The 19787-nt window shown below is 68.1% G+C and carries 13 protein-coding genes and 5 pseudogenes; 5 read left to right on the top strand and 13 right to left on the bottom strand.

Annotation, left to right across the window (positions count from 1 at the left end):
- Positions 1–199 precede the first annotated feature (199 nt).
- Together IE255_RS04320 and IE255_RS39015 are read left to right on the top strand one after the other, a co-directional pair.
- A complete protein-coding gene (locus tag IE255_RS04320; protein WP_190048737.1) occupies positions 200–568 on the top strand; it encodes a hypothetical protein in 369 nt (122 codons plus the stop codon).
- A 119-nt stretch (positions 569–687) separates the two neighbouring features.
- Positions 688–1053, top strand: a pseudogene (locus IE255_RS39015) (GDSL-type esterase/lipase family protein); the annotation flags it as partial.
- A gap of 377 nt (positions 1054–1430) precedes the next feature.
- Here IE255_RS39015 and IE255_RS04310 read toward each other — a convergent pair.
- Both IE255_RS04310 and IE255_RS04305 read right to left on the bottom strand, forming a co-directional pair.
- A pseudogene (locus IE255_RS04310) lies at positions 1431–2057 on the bottom strand (dihydrofolate reductase family protein).
- 125 nt (positions 2058–2182) lie between these two features.
- On the bottom strand, positions 2183–2479 hold the full coding sequence (locus IE255_RS04305; protein WP_190049372.1) for an ABATE domain-containing protein: 297 nt from the start codon (positions 2477–2479) through the stop codon (positions 2183–2185).
- A gap of 281 nt (positions 2480–2760) precedes the next feature.
- On the opposite strand from IE255_RS04305, the gene IE255_RS04300 reads away from it, so the two are divergent.
- On the top strand, positions 2761–3135 hold the full coding sequence (locus IE255_RS04300) for a winged helix-turn-helix transcriptional regulator (protein ID WP_190048736.1): 375 nt from the start codon (positions 2761–2763) through the stop codon (positions 3133–3135).
- A 181-nt stretch (positions 3136–3316) separates the two neighbouring features.
- Here IE255_RS04300 and IE255_RS04295 read toward each other — a convergent pair whose 3' ends face one another.
- From IE255_RS04295 to IE255_RS04265, 8 genes and pseudogenes are all read right to left on the bottom strand, one after another.
- Positions 3317–3712, bottom strand: coding sequence for a nuclear transport factor 2 family protein (locus tag IE255_RS04295; RefSeq protein WP_190048735.1), 396 nt, complete (start codon positions 3710–3712; stop codon positions 3317–3319).
- A 125-nt stretch (positions 3713–3837) separates the two neighbouring features.
- Positions 3838–4239 (bottom strand): nuclear transport factor 2 family protein, encoded by a 402-nt coding sequence (locus IE255_RS04290; RefSeq protein WP_190048734.1) that lies wholly within the window; start codon positions 4237–4239, stop codon positions 3838–3840.
- Between the two features lie 198 nt (positions 4240–4437).
- A pseudogene (locus IE255_RS39010) lies at positions 4438–4877 on the bottom strand (transposase family protein); the annotation flags it as partial.
- Between the two features lie 154 nt (positions 4878–5031).
- Positions 5032–7380, bottom strand: a complete 2349-nt coding sequence (locus IE255_RS04285) for an alpha-L-fucosidase (protein ID WP_190048733.1) — start codon at positions 7378–7380, stop codon at positions 5032–5034.
- A 270-nt stretch (positions 7381–7650) separates the two neighbouring features.
- Entirely contained in the window at positions 7651–8526 is an 876-nt protein-coding gene (locus IE255_RS04280) for a carbohydrate ABC transporter permease (protein ID WP_190048732.1), read from the bottom strand.
- A 14-nt stretch (positions 8527–8540) separates the two neighbouring features.
- Positions 8541–9473, bottom strand: a complete 933-nt coding sequence (locus IE255_RS04275; protein ID WP_190048731.1) for a carbohydrate ABC transporter permease — start codon at positions 9471–9473, stop codon at positions 8541–8543.
- On the bottom strand, positions 9466–10731 hold the full coding sequence (locus IE255_RS04270) for an ABC transporter substrate-binding protein (protein WP_190048730.1): 1266 nt from the start codon (positions 10729–10731) through the stop codon (positions 9466–9468). The genes IE255_RS04275 and IE255_RS04270 overlap by 8 nt, the downstream gene beginning before the upstream one ends.
- 2 nt (positions 10732–10733) lie before the next feature.
- Complete coding sequence (locus IE255_RS04265; RefSeq protein WP_190048729.1) at positions 10734–12200, bottom strand: alpha-L-fucosidase; 1467 nt, start codon at positions 12198–12200, stop codon at positions 10734–10736.
- 170 nt (positions 12201–12370) lie between these two features.
- On the opposite strand from IE255_RS04265, the gene IE255_RS04260 reads away from it, so the two are divergent.
- Positions 12371–13237 (top strand): AraC family transcriptional regulator, encoded by an 867-nt coding sequence (locus IE255_RS04260; RefSeq protein WP_190048728.1) that lies wholly within the window; start codon positions 12371–12373, stop codon positions 13235–13237.
- Positions 13238–13339: 102 nt separating this feature from the next.
- Here IE255_RS04260 and IE255_RS39005 read toward each other — a convergent pair.
- Positions 13340–13472 (bottom strand): annotated as a pseudogene (locus tag IE255_RS39005) (IS6 family transposase); the annotation flags it as partial.
- Positions 13473–13951: 479 nt separating this feature from the next.
- Positions 13952–14807, bottom strand: a pseudogene (locus tag IE255_RS04255) (methyltransferase domain-containing protein); the annotation flags it as partial.
- Positions 14808–15059: 252 nt separating this feature from the next.
- Between IE255_RS04255 and IE255_RS04250 the strand changes: the two are divergent.
- On the top strand, positions 15060–15863 hold the full coding sequence (locus IE255_RS04250) for a dienelactone hydrolase family protein (RefSeq protein WP_190048727.1): 804 nt from the start codon (positions 15060–15062) through the stop codon (positions 15861–15863).
- Between the two features lie 422 nt (positions 15864–16285).
- Here the strand turns inward: IE255_RS04250 and IE255_RS04245 are convergent, their stop codons facing one another.
- A complete protein-coding gene (locus IE255_RS04245; protein ID WP_190048726.1) occupies positions 16286–19486 on the bottom strand; it encodes a glycosyl hydrolase family 95 catalytic domain-containing protein in 3201 nt (1066 codons plus the stop codon).
- Between the last annotated feature and the right edge of the window lie 301 nt (positions 19487–19787).

Genomic DNA, 19787 nt, shown 5'->3' with positions numbered 1-19787 from the left:
GGAGTCCCGTATTAGAGGCCAAGCAACGCCATCGAACCTGCTTCAGTCGGCTTCCGCGGTCCGTCACCCTGGTGCGACCTCCTGCGACGCTGCAACCTATCGCGCAACTGGTCAGGTGATCGTCTGCCACGGGCCGGTTCGCGGGTTCCGGGGTCGTCAGCCCCAGGCGTCTCGTGGGTTCCGAGCGGAAGGGAGGCGCATGGTGGACGTGCTGACGTGGACGATCGAGCGGCGGATGCGACTGACTGAGCGGGCCGAGCTGCTGCGCAAGGAGCTGGCGGAGATTGACGCCGAGCTGGGCCGGCTGGACGAGGCACTACTGTCGCAGCGCCAGGAGAAGCGCGTCACTCTGCTGGTCAACCCTGCCCTGTCCGACGGGCGCCTCAAGGCCGTCTACGAGGCCTGGGGTACAAAGCAGATCGGCCGCCGGCAGCCGTTCGGCGACTCGCCGGTCTTTGCACGATGCTGCGGGGCCCGCTGCTCCCGTAGCCGGAGCCGGTACCCAGAGCACGGCAACGCCTCGGCCAGGTCGAGTGGCTGGTGGCCTGGGCAGGCATCGTGGGCGTGAACGCCTTCCAGGCGGTGAAGATCAGCCCGGAACTCCTCCGTGACCGCCGTCACAGATACGACACCGACGGGAATGACTGAGGGGGCGCCGTAGGCGCCCCCTCAGGGGCGCGGGGCTGTATTGATTGCGGCTCCGCCACGTGGGCGCGACCAGCCCCCACCCCCCACCGGCTCGCACCCGCCACAAGCGTCCGTGGCCTTCGCGGGTGGGCGGACCGGCTCGCCGAGCAGATGGCCCGGCACCAGCCCGGCCTGCTCTAAGCCAACCTCGCCATGCGCGGTCGTAGAGCCGGCCAGGTGCGCTCCGAGCAACTCGCCCCGGCTCTCGCCATGCGGCCCGACCTCGCCACCGTGGTGGCCGGAGCCAACGATGTGCTGCGCCCGAGCTTCGATCTCGAGGAAGTGGCCGGCCACCTGGAGACGATGTTCGCCGCCCTCACCGCTCAGGGCACCACGGTCGCGACCCTCACGTTCCCCGACGTCGGGCCTCGCGGACTTCAAGGTCACCACCGAGACCCACGCGATGCCCGAAGGGCAGCATTCGTTCGTCCTGGGCGCCGGACGCGTACCCGAGGTGAACCAGGCCATCGGGCAGATGGGCCAGTGGCTCCGCAACCACCTCGGCGCGTGAGCGAAAGCCCCGCCTGACGTCAGGTCTGCCCGCCAGGCCGCCGCACCACCGCGATGGGCGGTGACCGGCCCACCGGTCAGCGGCATCTGCTCGACCACTCCGACTGGCATACGGTACGTGTATACGACACCGTTCCGCACGCAGCGGGAGTGAAGAGCGCGTGTGAGGGCCCAGCGACTGAAGCCCCCGGCGCCGGCCTGGCGGTCGTCCAGACCGGCGGACCGGGGCGACGTCACACAGGGACGCCGAGCGGCGGGTGCTCGAGCACGCGGGGCTTGTACTCGACCAGCTGGATGCGGCCGTCGAAGGTGCGGTGCTCGATCATCTCGAGGGCAACGTCCGGATAGCCGTCCTAGATGCGTTCTTTGCCCGTGGCCCCGGTGATCACCGGGAACATCACGACCCGGAAGCGGTCGACGAGTCCGGCTCGTAGCAGGGACCGGCACAGGCTGAGGCTGCCGATCGTGCTGAGGAGCCCTGAGCCACTCGACTTCATGGCGCGGACCGCCTCGACGGCGTCGTCGCGGACGAGCGTGGAGTTGGCCCACGTCAGGGGCTCCTCGAGTGAGGAGGAGAACACCACCTTGGACGCTTGCGTGAGCTCGTCGACGGACGCCTCTTCTTCGGGCCTGAACCCGTCTTGCCCCTTCGGGACCTCGCCTGCGGCGAAGCCCGACATCAGGCGGTAGGTGTTCGCTCCCATCAGGTAAGTGACCTCGGGCTGCTCGCCGAGCCATGCGAGGTACTCCGGGCCCTCGAGGCCCCAGAACCCGGGCCATCCCTCTCCCGATGCGTGGCCGTCGAGGGAGGTGACCGCGTAGCTCCCCTCCCACAGCACCGCATTGGAGAACACCGTCATGAGCAACCCCCTCCCGTCCCGCCGGGCCGTCGTCGGCCTGCTGACCGCGGCGACCGTCGGATCCGTGGCCGGGCCGGCGTCGACCGCCACCGCCTCCCCGCAGACCGCCAAGGCCGAGAAGTTGATCACGTCCACGCCGTCCGCCACGGCACCGAACGCCGCTGTGAGCTCCGCGGCCGCACCCGCCGCCCCGGCAGGCCTTCGCGGGAGTCGCGTGGTCGCCGGCGGCGATACTGCCGGTGTTCGTGTTCGCGCAGCAAGCGCAGTTGCGCCGTGCACATCTCCCGCAGTCCGGCGTCCGCGGGAGCGAGACCGCGTTCCGCCAGCCGCTGATTCGCCGCAGCGGGCGTGCCGAGGAAGTCGGTGAACTGCCCGCCGGGCAGCGCGGTGGCGCTGTTGGCGAAGGCGGGACCGGGAGCCATGGCCTGTACGACGGGCCCTCGGCAGCCCGCCGCAGCTCGTACGCGAAGCGCTGGACGGGACCGGTCTCGGGTCCAAGGGCTTCTCGGGCTGCCCCACAGGACGGCCATCCGAGCGCCGAGGAACTCGCCCACCGCCGCCCCGCCGCGATGGCTGCCGGAGAAGCGGTGGGCACCGGGCTGGCGTCAGACGATGGCGTCGGCGAACATGCTGCCTGCCGGGTCCTTACGCTTACCACCGGTAACCAGCCACCTCGACGCAACCAAATGAGGGCGTGTGACGCATGCCACAGCTTCCGGCCTTTGATGTCATGACAGCGACCTGCCCGTCCCGTACCTCGCTCGCCCGCATCGCCAACAAATGGACGGCCATGGTGGTCATCGCGCTCAGCGCCGACCGAATGCGCTTCCGCGACCTGCGCACCACCGTCGACGGCATCAGCGCAAAGGTCCTCACCGAGACGCTCCGGGACCTGGAACGCAACGGAATCGTCACCCGGCACGTGTACGCCGAGGTCCCGCCCAGGGTCGAATACGAGTTGACCGCATTGGGACACACTCTGCATGGCCCGCTTCAGGCACTGGGCCTCTGGGCCGAGGAACATTTCACCGAAGTACTCGCGGCACGCGAGAGCTACGACGCCCGCCAGCGACCGTGACTGGTCACCAGAGGTAAGCATTTGGCGAAAGGTCGTGAAGATGGGCGCCGAGGCGGCCGCCACGGCCCGCGCGCCCGGAGTCGGGGGATCCTGCCGCCGGTCGCCCGGTAACCACGCCACAAGCCGTCCGGCACGGCACCGCAGTGCCGAACGGCTTCCGTCTGGGACGGATGCGGGCGGCCTACTGTCCCCAGAAGGCGTCCTCGGCCGTCTGGTCGCCGGAGAACAGCCACATCTCGACGATCTTGCCGTCCTTGAGGCGCAGGACATCCACGCCGTCCATGCTCATGGACGCGTCCTCGCGCCGCCCGGCGAAGTGGATCGAGGCGGCCACCATGTCGCCGTTGCCCATGAGGGCGTGGATCGTGTCGATGGCGAAGGAGCCTTGGCTGGCCTCCATCATCCCGCCGAGCATCGCGAAGACGGCGTCGCGCCCCTTGCGCTCACCGGAGAACTGGTTGGCGCCCGGCTGATGCCAGACGATCTCCTCGTCCAGAAGCTCGCCCACCTTGACCAGGTCACCCTTCTGCACGGCCTGGAAGTACTCACGCGCGATATCGACGTTCTTGCTGGTCATGACAACACTCCTTACGCCCCTGACATAGAGGCAGTACGACACTGTTACAGGTTGGATGCGAGGCGCGACGTGCGCGACTCGCTACGGGATCGACGACGCCTGGTCAGGTTTCGGCGGACCCGCCCTCAGGCACTGCCCCAGAACTCGTCCTCGCCCTGCTGGCCCACCGAGAAGAGCCAGACCTCCGCGATGCGCTCGCCCTCGATCCGCAGCAGGTCGACGCCGTTCATCCCCATCTCCACGCCGTCCCGCTCGGCCGAGAAGTGGACGGGTACCGCGACCAGCGAGCCGTTCGCCATGGGCTCCATGGTCGGCTCCAGTGCGAACGTCCCTTCGGTGACCGTCATCATGCCGCCGAACATCTCGCCGATCGCGACCGTGCCGCGATGCCAACCGGAGAAGCGGTTGTCGCCCGGCTGGTGCCACACGATGTCGTCGGCGAACAAGCCCGTGACTGTGGCGAAGTCCTTGGCGGAGACCCCGTCGGCGTACTGCCGGGCGATCCTGAGCGCGGTGGTGGACCCCATGGCCGGCCCTTTTCCTTCGGTGAGTTCGTCCTGCTGCACCGCCATACTCACCATCGGTAACCAGTCACCTCAACATAACCAACGGGATGACATGACGCACATCACACACCGTCTCGGGTTGCCCGGGGGTTACGCGGCCCCGGCGTTCACGGCCCTGCTGTCAGCAGGATGTGAATACCCCCTCTCGGACGGCGTTTTCCGGTGGCCCCAGTAGAAACGGGAGTGCGAGCGGCAGTAGCCGTAGCCCGCCCAGCCGGCCAGGTCGGAGCGTTTGACCGTCTCGCGGGAGCGGGCGCACTCGACGGGCGTGGAGTCCACGATCCACACATCGTCCAGCCACAGGTCGGTATCCGCCGCCAGCGACCGGATGGCTCGCTTGACCAGGGCAGAGCGGCTCGCAGGCGCTTGTTGTAGGCCGGTCGCTGCGGCAGATACGGGAACAGGTAGTGCAGGTGTGTGTGGGCGAAGCGCAGCCAGCGGGCCTCGCAGTGAAAGCCCAGCATCGCCTGGGCCACGGCCAGGGTGACCAGTTCCGCGTCGGTCAGCCGGGGCGGGCGGCCACGCCGCCGCGGGGTCTTCAAACGGTCATCGACATGCACGTACAGTGCCGTCAAGAAGGTGTCTAAATCGGTCGTCACAACCCGATGTTGGACACCCTCCCCACGTTCGTGAACCCCGCAATCGGAACTACTCGTCCAGGGGTGCGTCACCCCGCTTGAAACCAGGGCACTGACCGACGCAGGACCTCGCCCCCGCAGCGTAACCACCCGCTGTCCACGATCACGGGGAACTTCAGCCCTGCCACTCCACCTTGAACACCCACACGTACTGCCCCGCCCTGCGGACCGCTTCGGGTACGTCGATCACGAGCGAGCCGTTGCTGACGGTCCAGGTCAGCGGGCGGTCGTGGCCGAGCATCGTCACCTTGTCGCCTCCGCGGATCGGCACCGAGGCCTCGACAGTGAGCTTCGCGCCCGGCCGGGCCAGCGAGTGGATGTAGAACGCCTCATTCTGGCGGACCGTGAACCGCAGGTCCTCGCCCAGCTGTGCCATGCGGGACCAGTACGTCGTGTCGTATATCGCCTCGCCGTTGGTTCGCAGCCAGCGGCCCGTCTCGCGCAGCCGCGTCTGCATGATCTCCGGGATGGTGCCGTCGGCGCGCGGCCCGATGTCGAGGAGGAAGTTGCCGTTCTTGGAGACGATGTCGACCAGGTTGTGCACGACCTCTTCGGTCGTCATGTAGGCGTCGTCGGGCGTCGCCTGGTTGTAGCCGTAGCTGAAGGGGTCGAGGCCGCGGCTGGACTCCCACTTCGCGACGACCGTGTTCTCGTACGTCGTGTATTCGGGGGTCGTGAAGTCGTGGAAGCCGATGCCCGAGCGGTCGTTGACGGTCACCTCGATGGGCCGGCGGCGGTTCTTGGCGTGGTTGAAGTAGTCCGCGAGCACATGGAGGCTGTCGTTGGCACCGCCGATGTCGCACCAGATGAGCTGCGGGTCGTAGCCGTGGATCAGTTCCAGCATCTGCGGGGCCTGATAGTCCCGCACAAAATCCTTGCCCGCGCTGTAGCCGGTGTACGGCTCCGGCTGAAGGGTGTACGGGTTGCGCGGGGCGTGGCCCATCCACGGGTTGTCGGGGTTGAACCACTCGGGCATGGAGAAGTACAGGCCGCGGTGGAGTTCGGGTGTGTAGCGCTTGGAGGCGTCGAAGAGTTCCTTGATCAGGTCCCGCCGCGGCCCCATCTTCACGGAGTTGCGGTCGGAGACCTTCGTGTTCCACAGGGCGAAGCCCTCATGGTGTTTCGATGTCAGCACGTGGTACTGCGCGCCCGCGTCCCGGAACAGCTCGACCCACGCCCGCGGATCGAACTTCTCCGCCCTGAACATCGGAATGAAGTCGTCGTACGCGAAGTCCTCGCCGTACTTCTCCCGGTGGTAGGCGTGGACGGCGTTCGCCGGGTCCTGCATGTGGTTCCAGTACCACTCGGCGTACTGCTTGCCGACGGGCGACCAGGCGGGCACCGAGTAGACGCCCCAGTGGATGAAGATGCCGAACTTGGCGCCCTGGAACCAGTACGGCGCCTGATGGCCGGAAAGCGAAGCGTCGGTGGGCTGGTAGTCGGCGACGCCGAGGGTCAACTTGCCTTCCCTGGAGGTGACTTGTCCGCCCCGTCCGCTGACGGTCACCGTGCCGTCCCGCGTGGTGCCGGGCGCGGTGCCGGTGCGGTTGCGGATGCCGACGCGGACGCGGGCCTGCTCACCGGGGTCGAGGCGGCGGACGCGGGCGGGCTCGACAGTGCGGGCGCCGGGCACGTCGACGCCCACGGACACGCCGTCGGCCGCCAGGACGGCGACCGTGCCCGCGTTGACGACGGTGGCCTCGACGCTCTGGGCGCCTGTGGACTCCAGCAGCGAGTTCGTGGAGTGTGCGTCCCGCAGGGCCAGCGCCCGTCCCTGGGTGACCGGCTGGAGGGAGAGGGCGAAGACGTGCAGGGACGACTTGCCGGCCTCCGCCGGGTTGGTCTTCGGCAGCGTGAGGGCGATCGCCTCCCGTCGAGGATCCATCCACAACTCCGACGTGCCGATCCCGACGCGGTGCTCGTCCTTGGTGCCGTCCGGCTTGTAGCGGTACGCGGCCGACAGCGAGCCGCCCGTCGAGTACCAGTCGGAACCGCCGAGTCCGGCGGTCGTGCTCGAACCGTCCGCATAGTGCACGGTGGCCGTACCGGAGGCGTTGCCGTAGCTGCCCGCCGTGAGGAACAGGGCCGACAGGTAGCGGCCCTTGGGCAGCTCGATGCGCTGGCCGAGCGCGACCACGTTGTTCTTGGCGCCCGCGGCGGACGACGGGAAGAGGAAGAGGACGCCGCCGACCTCGACCCGGCCGGCGGGGAGTTCCTCACCCGGGAACGTGTAGCCCGAGCCGTCGAAGTCGCCGCCGCGTGCGGTGGCGGTGTCGATGCCGTCGTTGTCGAAGAGGGCGTCGAGCGGGACGGGTATCGGGTCGGGGACGGGAACCCACTGCCCCGCCTGCCCGGCGGTCGGCTCCGCGGCCTGTGCCTGGGTACCCAGGGCGATGGGAAGAGCGGCCACGGCTGTCACACCCGCCGCGGCACCCAGAACCTGACGTCTTGCATACGTACTCACAAGCGGCTCCTATTCATCGGATGTCTGATGGTCCGGTGGGCCGCAAGACGCTGTCAATGGGCCGTTTATTAAAGGACGTTGCGCCAGTGATCGGATGACACGACGCCCAGTGGGCAGCGGTGGGTCACCGCGCGACAAGTCCTAGCGGACCAGGCGGCCACGGGGCGGCAGCCACTCGGGCGGTCAGCCGGCCCGGCATCGCGCCGGTGACCACGGGGCCCGAGCGGGCGAGACCTGACGGCGAACCATCCCGTTCGGCCAGCGTCCGCTTCACGTCTTGCCACCCGTCGTGGCGATGCCCTGGACGAAGAACTTCTGGGCGACCAGGAAGAGCAGGATCACCGGGGCCACGGTGAGGCAGCTGGCCGCCATGAGGGTGCCGTAGTCGGTCTGGTACAGGCTCTGGAAGAAGCGGATACCCACGGGGAGCGTGAACTTCGAGGAGTCCGTGAGGAAGATCAGCGGGCCGAAGAAGTCGTTCCAGGACGCGACGAACTGGAAGAGACCGACGGTGATCAGAGCCGGCTTCGCCAACGGCAGCGCGATGGAGGCGTACTGACGCAGACGGCCGGCGCCGTCGATGCGGGCCGCTTCGAAGAGCTCCTTGGGGATCCCGAGGAAGAACTGGCGCAGCAGGAAGATGTAGAAGGCACACCCCACGCCCAGGAAGCTCGGCACGGTGAGGGGCAGGTAGGTGTCGAGCCAGCCGAGCTGCTGGTAGATGGCGTAGGACGGAATCAGGGTGATGAACGGGGGCAGCATCAGCGTCGCGAGCAGGACGGCGAAGAGCGGGCCGCGAGCGCGCGAGCGCAGGTGAGCGAAGGCGAAGGCGGTCAGCGAGGAGCTCAGCAGGGTGCCCGCGGTGGAGACGACGGCGATGAACAGCGAATTGCCGTAGTAGCGCCACATCGACACTCCCGCAGCCGCGGTGGAGAAGTTGCGGCCGTCGATGTGGCTCGGCCAGAACCGGGGCGGGAACGCGGTGACCTCACCAGGACCTTTGAAGGCGCCGGAGAGCATCCAGAGGAAGGGCAGGACGAAGAAGAAGGCGGCGATGCACAGGGGGACGTAGAGCGGGATGAGCGCCACGCGGCCACGGGTGACGGTCAGCCGGAGGGTGGTGGAGGATGCGTGTGTGCCGGGCACGGGCCGGTCGCCTTTCATGAGCCGAGGTAGTGGACGTGGCGCCGGGAGAACCGCAGAACCACCACGGTGAGCACCACGACGACGAGGAACTGCACCCAGGCGAGCGCGGAGGCGTAGCCGACGTTGGAGTACCAGAACGCCTCGTTGTACAGGTAGAGACCGAGGAAGTACGTCGTGTGCTCGGGACCGCCGCCGGTCATCACATACGGTTCCGCGAACACCTGGAGGGAGCCGATGAGGCCCATGATCACGTTGAACAGGATGACCGGTGACAGCAAGGGCACCGTAATCCTGCGGAACCTCTGCCACCAGCCGGCCCCGTCCACGAGGGCCGCGTCGCGCAGTTCGAGGGGGATGTCCTGGAGCCCGGCGAGAAAGACGATCATCGCGCCACCGGTCGCGGTGAGGCTCATCAGGACCAGCGCCGGAATCGCCCAGGTGCTGCTGGCAAGCCACTCAGGGCCCTGGATGCCCACTTTGCCCAGGAGGTAGTTGAGGACTCCACCGCTGGGGTCGAGCATCCACGACCAGACGACGAACAGCGGCACGCCCGTGACGATGGCGGGCAGGAAAAACACGGTTCGGAAGAACGTGCGGCCGGCGATGCGTGTGTTGACCATGGCGGCGAGCGCGAGGGCCAGGACTGTTCCCAGTGCCACCCGTGCCCCGGCGTACAGGAAGGTATGCCCGAGCGAGGGCCAGAAGTCCAGGTCCGAGGTGAACATCACCCGGAAGTTCTGCAGTCCGATCCACTGCGGCGAACCGACTCCGTTCCACCGTGTGAAGGCCGCGAACAGCGAGAACAGCATCGGCCCGAGCGTGAGGCCGAGGAAGCCCGCCAGCCAGGGCGCGAGGAAGAGCCAGAATGCCGCGGACTCCGAGCGCCTCAGCCGGCGCCAGTACATCGTCACGTTCATGTTCTCCGGTCCCTTCGCCGTCTCAGGCACGCAGGATCTGTGCGCCGCGTTCCTGGACCACGTCCAGTGCCCGGCGGACCGGGACGCCCCGGTTCTCGACCGCCTGCACCTGTTGCCCCAGCACGTCCCAGACCTTGTTGAAGATGCCGCCCTGGTAGGCCACGAGCTGGTGCTCCATGTCCGCGATCATCCGCGCCCAGGGCAGCATGCGGTCCTCGGCCGACAGGCCCTGCTGCCAGCCCTTCAGAGCCGTCCGCAGGGCGGGCGTGCCGACCGGCTCGAGGAGCCGCTGGGCATCGGGGTCGGTGGCGATGAAGGTGGCGAAGTGCCAGGCCTCCTCCTTGCGCTTCGACCCCTCGAAGACCGCCACGTTGTTGTTCTGATAAGTGCCGATCCATTCCTTGGGGTAGGGCACGACCCCCCACTCGAACCTCTCCGCGATCTGCTGCCTGAGGTAGCTGAGCGCGTACCCGAAGAAGAGATCCATCGCGAACAGCCCGCTGGTGAAGTCCACCGCGTACTGCGTCTGACCCGCGGCCGGCATCGCGCGACGCGTGTGGACCAGGTCGTGCATGAGCTGGAGCGCCGAGACCATGCGACCGTCCGTGGCGGTCATCCTCCTGGTCAGCGGGTCGAAAGGAAGTCCGCCATGTACGGTGGCGACGTCGTACGGCTGGTTGGTGCCGAACGCGTTGCGCATGCCCCACGTCCGGCGGACGCCCGAGCCCGAGGTCGCCGCCGCGGCCGTCTCCAGGAAGTCACGTTCGCTCCAGCCGTCCCTGGGCAAGGGGATGCCCAGCTTGTCCAGCAGCGTCTTGTTGTAGGTGACGCCCTTGGGATAGACGATCATGGGCAGGCAGAGCACGCGGCCCTCGATCCGGGCCGGGTTGAGAGACCCCGGAAGCCACTGGTCCTCCCTGACGCCGTCACGTCGGACGAACGAGGAGAGGTCGGCGTAACCGCCGAGCTGGCTCAGGCCGGACACCCAGCTCTCGGCCACGATCATCACGTCGGGCGCGGTGCCGGCCCGGAACATCAACGGCAGCCGCTGGAAGAACCCGAGGGAATCGGCGTACGTATAGCTGATCCGTGCGCCCAGGTTCCTGCGACGGTAGAGCTCGACGATCCGCCGGTAGATCCCGATGGAGACGGTGTCGCCGTGGAAGCCGAAGACCAGCTCGTCCTTGCGCCGGGAGGCACCGCAGGCGGCAGTGCTCCCGGCGATCGCCGCCGACGTCCCGAGCGCGGCACCCGCGCGCAGCACTCTTCTTCGCGTGAGAGGGCGCATGGTCATCGCACCTCTATCGCCAGGCAGTTGACGTAAGGCGTCGGAGGGTGCTCGGGAAGTTCGACCACCAGGTCGCCTCCCGGGTAGATCTGGTGGTACTCGACGGGTCCCGCGCCCAGGAGCCGGACGGAGGTGATCGCGGTCTGCGGACCGAGACTGTGGATGATCGACCGCCGGTCCTCGGGCCAGGCCATCTGGAAGACGTAGACCGTGTCGTCACGCCGGGTGAGACGGTAGTCGGCGTCGGTCCAGGCGACCCGCTCCTCGCGGAAGCCGTCCACGACGACACCACTGGGACCTTCGACGCCCGGTCCGAAAGGCCGGGAACCGTGAATCCCCTCCCCGCACACCTCCATCCAGCCGGCCAGTTCCTTCAGGACGTGGCGGCACTCCTCGTCGAGAGTCCCGTCGGGCAGCTGGGGGACGTTCAGCAGGAGGCTGCCGTTCTTCGCGACGACGTCGACGAGCAGTTCGACCACGTGAGCGGGGCTCTTGTAGACGGCGCGCACGTCGTAGAACCAGCCGCCCAGGCAGGTGTCGGTCTGCCACGGCACGGGCGAGAGCGCCGGTTCCTGGCTGCGTTCCACGTCCAGCACGCCGATCCGGCGGACTTCCGACCACCGTTCCTTCTGGGTGTAGACGGCCTGGTTGCGGCCACCGTGGCGGGCCGCGCTGGTGTTGTACAGGTGCGCGGCCGCTCGCAGACCGGCCTGCATGCCGTGGACGCCGAAGGGCGGTGCCCCGTCGGAGTAGAGCAGGTCGGGCTGGTACAGGTCGATCATCTCGGTGACCAGGTCCAGCCACCGTCCGTGCCAGCCGGGATTGGCGGTGTACCAGGGCGCAACCGGGTCGGTGCGCCGCCCCGGGACGAAGTGCTCGGCGTTGGACAGGTAGAGGTCCTCGAAGGACGGATCCGTGCCGTCGTAGGGAACGCCTGCGTAGGGTCCGGTGGCGTCCGCGCCCTTGTTCACCGACCACCAGCTGAACGCGGCCCCGAGGTGTTCGGACAACCCGAAGCGCAGCCCCCGCGCATGCGCAGCCGCGCTCCACAGTCCGACGACGTCCTTGCCCGGCCCGACCTCCGCTGAGTTCCAACGGTGCAGTTGGGAGGGATAGTTGAGGAAGTTGTCGTGGTGGGACGCAAGGGCGACGAGGTAGCGGGCGCCGGCCCGGACGTACAGGTCCGCCAGCTCGTCAGGATCGAACCTCTCCGCCTTCCACAGCGCGACCAGGTCCTTGTATCCGAAGGTCGACGGGTGACCGTAGGTCCGTACGTGGTAGCGGTACTGGTCGGTCCCCTCGATGTACATGTTGCGGGCGTACCAGTCGCCGTAGCGCGGCACGGACTGCGGTCCCCAGTGCGACCAGATTCCCAGCTTGGCGTCGCGGAACCACTCCGGGCACTCGAACGTCGACAGCGATTCCACGGTGGGCAGGAAAGGGCCCGTCGTTTCCGGTCGTTGGGGCACGGCGACATCACCTCGGCTGGGCAGTCCTGGTCGGTTCCGGGTGAACGTAGATCTCCCGGGAGACAGGAACCAATGGTCAGGAGTGGATATCGCTGGTCCGTTCTCACCCTCTTGATCTACTGCCAGCCCGGGTCTGGCCGGGCGTCCACGCCCCGATGTACGGTCCCGGCATGCCGGACCGGAACTCGACGATCACCTGGAGGGTGCCGCTCACGCAGCCGCCGGTCATCGCGGACCTGGGCATCGGTCTGCACGGCGTCGACAGCCAGGTCGACGACTGGTGCCTGCCCGACCTGTGGTCACTCCACCTCTACGGATACACGGGCGAGCTGGAGGTGTGCGGCACCGTCATTCCGATCGCTCCGGGGCGCGTCAGCCTGGTGCCCCCGGGCGTCGCCACGCGCTACCGCTACCGGGGAGAGTCCCGCCACCTTTTCGCTCATATCCGGCTGCCTGCCCAGGCCGGCGAGGACTGTCCGGAGCTCCCCGCCATGCTGGACTGCGGCGCCGACCTGCCCCGCATTCGCGACCGGTTCCAGACCGCGCTGGAAGCCAGGTCCCTTCTGCCTCAGCTCGCACGCGCCGAACTGTGGAGCCTGCTCTCCCTCTTGTCGGCCCGTCAGTCCTCGCGCTACGACGACGCCTCCGGTCTGCACCCCGCGGTGCGCGCGGCTCTCTCCCACATCGAGGCGCACCTCAACGAGCCCATGAGCGTCGCGTCGCTCGCACGGGGAGTCGGCCTGTCCCACAACCACCTCACGCGACTCTTCCGCGCGCAACTCGGCACCACCGTCGTCGCCCACATCAGGAACCGCCGCATGCACCGTGCCCACCATCTGCTGACGCGTACGGCGCTGTCGGTCAAGTCTGTCGCCCCCATGGTGGGGTTCACCGACCTGCAGACCTTCAACAAGGCGTTCCGCAAGGTGTACGGAGTCGCGCCTCGCTCCATCCGTGACAGGGTCGTGAACCATCCGTTTGAGGAGGACGCAGCACCGGCGGTCGCGCTCGACTTGTCATACTCACAGGGGCGTTGAGTGGGGTCGGGGACTGGCGCGGTGGCTGATGCGTCGCTGGGGCGCTGTCACGTCGTTGGGTGTGTGGGTGTCTGACGGGGTGTCGGGGAGTGGGGCCTGCGCTCAGTCCGTGGTGGACAGACCGGCGGTGTCTGTGACCTGCTCCCAGATGGCGAAGCGGATGGTCATTTTCGGCTCGGTAGTCGGGGGCGGTCATCAGATGGCGGCGAGGCCGGAAGTGCGGTGAGATACTCGACCGCATCGAGTCGCGCTATGACGAGACCGCAAGCCACGACACCGCCCAGCGGGGCCGCGATCAGTCCGCCTCACAGCGAGACACGCCGGACATTACTTTCGATGCGGCCAAGGCGTCCCGGCTCACCGTCCACCGGCTTCCGACTGCGCTCTACCCTCGACAGGACGCCCGTTATATTCCGTCTATCCCCTATGACGAAGACAGGGCGAACAATACGCGGCCCATCCGCCAGGCCCGGATTCGCCCCGGGTTGCTTGTTCAGCGCGGAAATATAGCCTCTGACCTGCGAAAATAAAGAGCGGCAGACGAGTTGGGCTGTACGCCGGGGAGAGTCACCGCAGCGCTATGACCTGCACGGACGTGCAGGTACGGCGCTTCCGTGGCTACCTTGATGGCTACGTAAGGAGACGCCCCTGCCGCGGCGCCGTCCTGAGGGCGCCCGCCCCCAGCTTGGTGACGGACGCTCTTGTGTCGGTAGGTCAGACCGGCAGGTTCCAGGAGCGGCCGTCGGGTGTTCCGAGCCACACGCGTTGGGTGCCGTCGGGGTCCACGGTCAGGCCGAGGTCGGAGTGTGGGGGTGAGCCCGTGTCCTGCCAGACGGTGAGAGCGTCTTCCACCTGATCCCAGAGGCGGAGAGGGCCGTGCTGGTGCACGGTCCAGCCGCTTCTGGCCGGTTCGGTCCACGCCTGTGCCGGTGGTCATGAGTTCGGCGGACGGTGCGGCGAGCTGAGCGAGGAACTGCCCGGTCCAGTCTTGCAGGAGTGCGGGGTTCACGCGGATGGCGCGGGTGTGGCCGGGATGCTGGTGAAAGGTGGGTCTGGGTGGGCGTTCGTGGGGGCGGGCGAGCATGTAGCTGATCTGGTCGGTGTGGAAGCGGCCGGTGGCGGTGCCGTCGTCGTGGACGGTGAGGCGGACGAGTCCGGAGGCGAGCATCCATCCGCTGATGGTGGTGGTGATGGTTTCGCCGGCGCGTACTTGATGGAGCCAGGCTGGGGGGATGTGGCGGACGGCGCAGGTGGCCACGATGTGGTCGTATTCGGCGTCGTCCTTGTGTCCGGCGAGGCCGTCGCCGGTGATCAGGGTGGGGTGATACCCGGCGGCGTGGAGGTAGTCGGCCGCCGCGGCGGCCAAGCCCGGGTCGTACTCGATGGAGTACACGTTCTTGTCGCCGAGGCGGCTGCACAGGATGGCGGTGGAATAGCCGGTGCCGGTGCCGATCTCCAGGACCTTGTGACCCTCGCGGATCCCGGCGACGTCGAGCATGCGCACGATCAGGGAGGGCAGCGTGCTGGACGAGGTGGGGCGGCCGGTGACGGGTCCGGTGGCGTCGGCGGCGGCGGATCACCGTGGACGGCGTCCGCCCGGCCTGACCCAACCCCAGGCGGCACACGTGAGTGAGGCCCGGTGCTGCGCCTCGTCCGACGTGATCGGCGCGGAGCGACCGCGGCTGCCTGCCCGCGCAACGGGGACCCAGTGCCCTTCACGGTTGCCCGGGGAGAGAGCAACGACTGTGTCACCACCGCCCAGGTAAGAACCCCAGTCCTGGACTCTTTACAGGGCTGTGGTGCGCCTGGGAGTGGATCCACCATGACTCGGCCTCACCCACACCACACCACCCCCTGTCGTCTTCCGGAGGATGCCGTGCCAGATCCCGTTTCCGTCACCCTGACCCACCTCAGCGCCCCGGTCGGCGGTTCCAAGCGGCTGACCGGGCATCTCGTCCGGCCGGACGGACCTGGCCCATGGCCCGGAGTCGTGGTCGCGCACGAGGTCATGGGTGCCAATGACGAGATGCTCCGACAGGCGCGGCGGCTCGCAAGCGCCGGATATCTGACCCTGATGCCCGACCTGTACACGGACGGAGGCGCACGCCGCTGCCTGATACCCACCATGCGGGCCGCGCTGTCCGGCCACGGCCGCGCCTACCAGGACATCGCCGCCGCGAGAACCTACCTCGTCGATGACCCCGACTGCACCGGCGCGGTCGGGATCATCGGCTTCTGCATGGGCGGGTCCTTCGCCCTTATGGCGGCAGGCAGCGGCATCTTCGACGCCGCGTCCGCCAACTACGGCCAGCTCCCCAAGGACATGGACCAGGCCCTGGCCGGCGCCTGCCCCATCGTCGCCAGCTACGGGGGGCGCGATCGACAGCTCAAGGGAGCGGCGGCGAAGCTCGACTCCGCCCTCGACAGGCTCGGCGTCGTACACGACGTGAAGGAGTACCCACAGGCAGGGCACGCCTTCCTCAACGACGAACAATTCGGCCCGCGCCTGTTGCACCCGCTGTACCGTGTCGCCGGGCTCGGACCTGTCCCAGAAGCCTCTGTTGACGCATGGCTACGCATTGAGGCCTTCTTCGACTCCCACCTCAAGCACACAACCAAGGCCTGAAACCACCTCAGGATGTCCCCAAAATCCCGCAGTTCATCAGCGAGCTCGTCCACGGGGTCATCAGTCGGTGGCGGACCATGGCTGGTTCGCCGTGGCCGAGGTCGGCAACGACGGCTCTCTGCAACCGCACACCGCGTGACGCCGCGCAGGAACCCGGTCGGCGGCTCGTTCGGTCAACCCGACGAACGTCAGATTCGTCCGACCCGGCCGCTCTGTGGCGGTTGCTTCACGGCATCCTGCTGGCTGATTCCGACCTTGCCAGCAACGAGATTCCGCACGATTGCCGGACGCGACGTGTCTTGTACCGGTCGGCAGGACGCGGTCGCGAAACCGGCCGTGCCGACGACGGCAACGGCGCGGGACGATCACGGATCGGTGTTCGCCGTCATGGCCCCGCGGCCGCCGCGGCCGCTTTGCCGCCTTCAGGACTTGACCGGCTTCACCTTCCTGTCGGCGCCGTTCACCCGCACGGTGATGTTCCCCTGGTTCCGTGCCCGGTCGGCCACGATCTTGTAGGTCGTGACCTTCCCGTCCCGCCATTCACAGCTGACCTCGTAGCCGCCGCGGGCGCGCAGTCCGGTGAAGGAACCCCTGGCTTTCCAGGCGTCGGGCAGGGCGGGCAGCAGGTGGATGACGTCGTCGTGGCTCTGCAGGAGCATCTCCGCGACGGCGCCCGTGATGCCGAAGTTGCCGTCCATCTGGAAGGGCGGGTGGTTGCAGAACAGGTTGGGCAACGTGTTGTAGGTCAGCAGTCCGCGCAGCATGATCTGGGCGCGTTGCCCGTCACCGAGGCGGGCGAAGAGGGCCGCCCGCCAGGGCCAGGTCCATGAGCGGCGGCTGTCACCCGACACCGTCGCGGCCGTGAACGGGACGCCGTCCTTCTCGCCGCACCGGGCCTTGAGCGAGACGAGGGCGGCGGCCGCGAAGTCGGGTGTCTTCGGGGTGATCTGGCGGCCCGGGTAGACAGCGAAGAGGTGTGAGGTATGGCGGTGGATGTCGGTGGGGCTGTCGATGTCCTCCTGCCACTCCTGCAGCTGCCCCCACCTGCCGATCTTGTTCGGCGCGAGGCGTGCCTGCATGTCCGCGACCTTGGCGCGGTAGGCGGGGTCGGCCTCGAGCGCCGCCTCGCAGTCGAGGTAGTTCTGGAACAGATCCCAGATGATCTGCTGGTCGTACATGACGCCGTCCTCGCGCGGCCCGTGCTCGGGGGACCAGCCGTTCGGCGCGACGAGGAGTCCGTCCTCGCGCTCCTTGAGGTGGTCCTCCCAGAACTCGCAGATCTCCTTGATCATCGGGTACGCGACGGCACGGAGGTACTTCATGTCCTGGGTGAACGCCCAGTGTTCGTAGAGGTGTTGTGCGTACCAGGCGCTCGCGACGGTGTTCCACTCCCACGCGTTGCCGCCGAAGATGCTCTGGCTGGTGCGGGCGGTCCAGCCGCGTGTGTCCTTTCCGAAGGCGTTGCGGGTCGCCACTCGGCTGGGCACCGCCACCTGCCTGATGAACTCGATGAGTGCTTCGTGGCACTCTGGCAGGTTCGTCGTCTCGGCTCCCCAGTAGTTCATCTGGACGTTGATGTTGGTGTGGTAGTCGGAGGCCCACGCCGGTGAGTTGCTGTCGTTCCACAGGCCCTGGAGGTTGGCGGGCAGGCCGTTCGGGCGCGAGGAACTGATCAGCAGGTACCGGCCGTAGTCGAACATCGCCTGTTCAAGGGTCGGGTCCTCGCCGCCCGACGCGTAACGCGCCAGCCGGGCGTTGGTGGGCAGGGCGACGACGGCGTCGTCGGAGGTGCCCCAGTCGACGGAGACGCGGTTCATGAGAGCACGTGTCTCGGCGGTGTGCTCCTCGCGCAGTTCCCCGTAGGACCGGGCGGCCGCCTTGTCCAGTGTCCTGGCGATGACCGGTTCGGGATCGGTTCCGCGCCATCCGGCGGCGGCGTCGAGCTTGTAGTCGGTGCGGGCGTCGAGCAACAGGGTCAGGCTTGTGCAGCCGCTGAACCGGAGGGCCGACCCGTCGACGCGGAAGTCGCCGTCGGTGTGCACGACCTGGACGGTGCAAGCGTGCTTGAGGCCGTTGCCCATGACACCGCGGAAGGCGATCCGCCGGGCGGCGGCATCGACGGTCGTCGGAGCCCCCTGCTGCCCGGACGTCAAGGAGATCGCTCCGGACAATCCCCGGTCGCTGTCCGAGGTGTATCGGAAGACCATGACGTCCGCGGACCGGCCGGCGAACGCCTCCCTGAGGACGCGCCGCCCCGGCGCGCCGAACCGGGTGACATGGATACCGTCGAAGAAGTCCAGGGCGCGCTGGTAGTCGACGAACGTGCGCTGCGTGCGCGTGTCGAACCCCCTGCCTTCCAGGGAGACTTCGGCGATCTGGAAGCCGGTGGACGACTCGCCGGGGGTGAACGTGAGCCGGTAGGTGCGGTAGGCGGTGCTGTTGGTGATCCGGAAGGTCCGGCTCTCACCGCGTTTGGCGAAGGGCGCGCCGGGGTTCTGCGTGTCGAGGGTCACCCACGCTCGCCCGTCCTGCGACGCCTCGAGCGTCCATCGCCGTGGGTCGTCCTGCGGACGGTCCGGGGCCGCCGTCAGCGTGTACGCGGTGACGGCGACCGCGCGGGGCAGGTCGGCCTGCCAGACGACCGCGGGGGCGGCAGCGTCGACCCGCCAGACCGTGGCGGGATCGCGGTCCACCGAACACGAGATGTCCATGGCCTGGGCCCCGGCCCCGGCACCCGATCCTTCGGAGTGCCCGCTCGGCGACGACAGGTACAGCGCGGCGCCACCGAGGTCGACGCCGGACAGACCGATCTCGGCCACCTGGAAGTGGCTGACCCCTGCCTTGGGGACGAAGTCGAACCGGTAGAAGCGGTACGACCCGCTGGTGGCGCAGGTGAACTCCTTCGTCTGGAAACGGCTCTCGAAGGGCGCCGGCAAAGTGCGGCTGTCCAGCGTGGTCCAGGTGGCCCCGTCGGCGGAACCGGACAGCGTCCACTCCTGCGGGTCGCGCTGCGGCACGTCGTTGGCACTCGTCAGACGGTAGGAGGCGACCGCGACGGGCTCGGGGAGCTCGACCTGCCACTGCACCCTCGAACCGGGCCCGTCGATGCACCACTTGGTGCCCGCGTTGCCGTCGTACGACTTCTCCACGCCCTCCGACGAGGAGGTGCGGTACGGCCCCCCGGGGGCCGTGACCTTCGCACGGTCGGTGAAGGTGACGACGATGTCGCCGAAGTTCCGGTACGAGCCGAAGCCGGTCATGCTGGTGTCGAACGCGCTGTCGGGCTTGCCCGCGAGCGCGTTGTCGTAGTTGTTGACCCCGCCCCACAGACTCTGCTCGTTGAATTGGATGCGCTCCTGGTCGGGGTCGGCGAACAGCATGGCGCCGAGACGGCCGTTGCCGATCGGCAGGGCCTGCGACTGCCAGTCCAGGGCGGGGACCGAGTACTTCAGCGCCTTGCGCGACAGGGTCGGCCACCGGACGGCCGCCGACGCGGCGGAAGTGGCGGCGAAGGTCGGCCCCGCAGGGGTGCCGCCGGCCAGCTGAGTGATCAGAGGGGTGAGGGCGAGGGCACCGCCGAGCTTCAGGACGCTTCTTCGCTGCGGGTGGGATGCATGGGTCACGGCAAGATCTCCCAGCCATGAGTGTTCGACACGAGGGGAAGTGCAACCTCTTCGAGTCCTCCGAGGGACACGTCATCTTTGCCGCGGTATAGATCGGATGTCTAGAGGGGCTGCAGCACCAACTCGTGTGACTTCCACCGGCAACTCGACAGACCACTCTGGGGTGATGAGAACGAACTTCCCGCATGGCGACTGCGCCCGGAAGCAGCAGAGGACAGCGAGGAGCTTCGCAATACATCGGATGTCAGCCACCTTGACTGACCGTGCCGATGAACGACAGGCGAGCTCGCGACTCCCCCCC

It is taken from the genome of Streptomyces lomondensis (genome assembly GCF_014651035.1).
Lineage (GTDB): Bacteria > Actinomycetota > Actinomycetes > Streptomycetales > Streptomycetaceae > Streptomyces > Streptomyces lomondensis.
The sequence above is the reverse complement of the archived record's forward strand: the minus strand, read 5'-3'. Positions and strand labels throughout refer to the sequence as shown.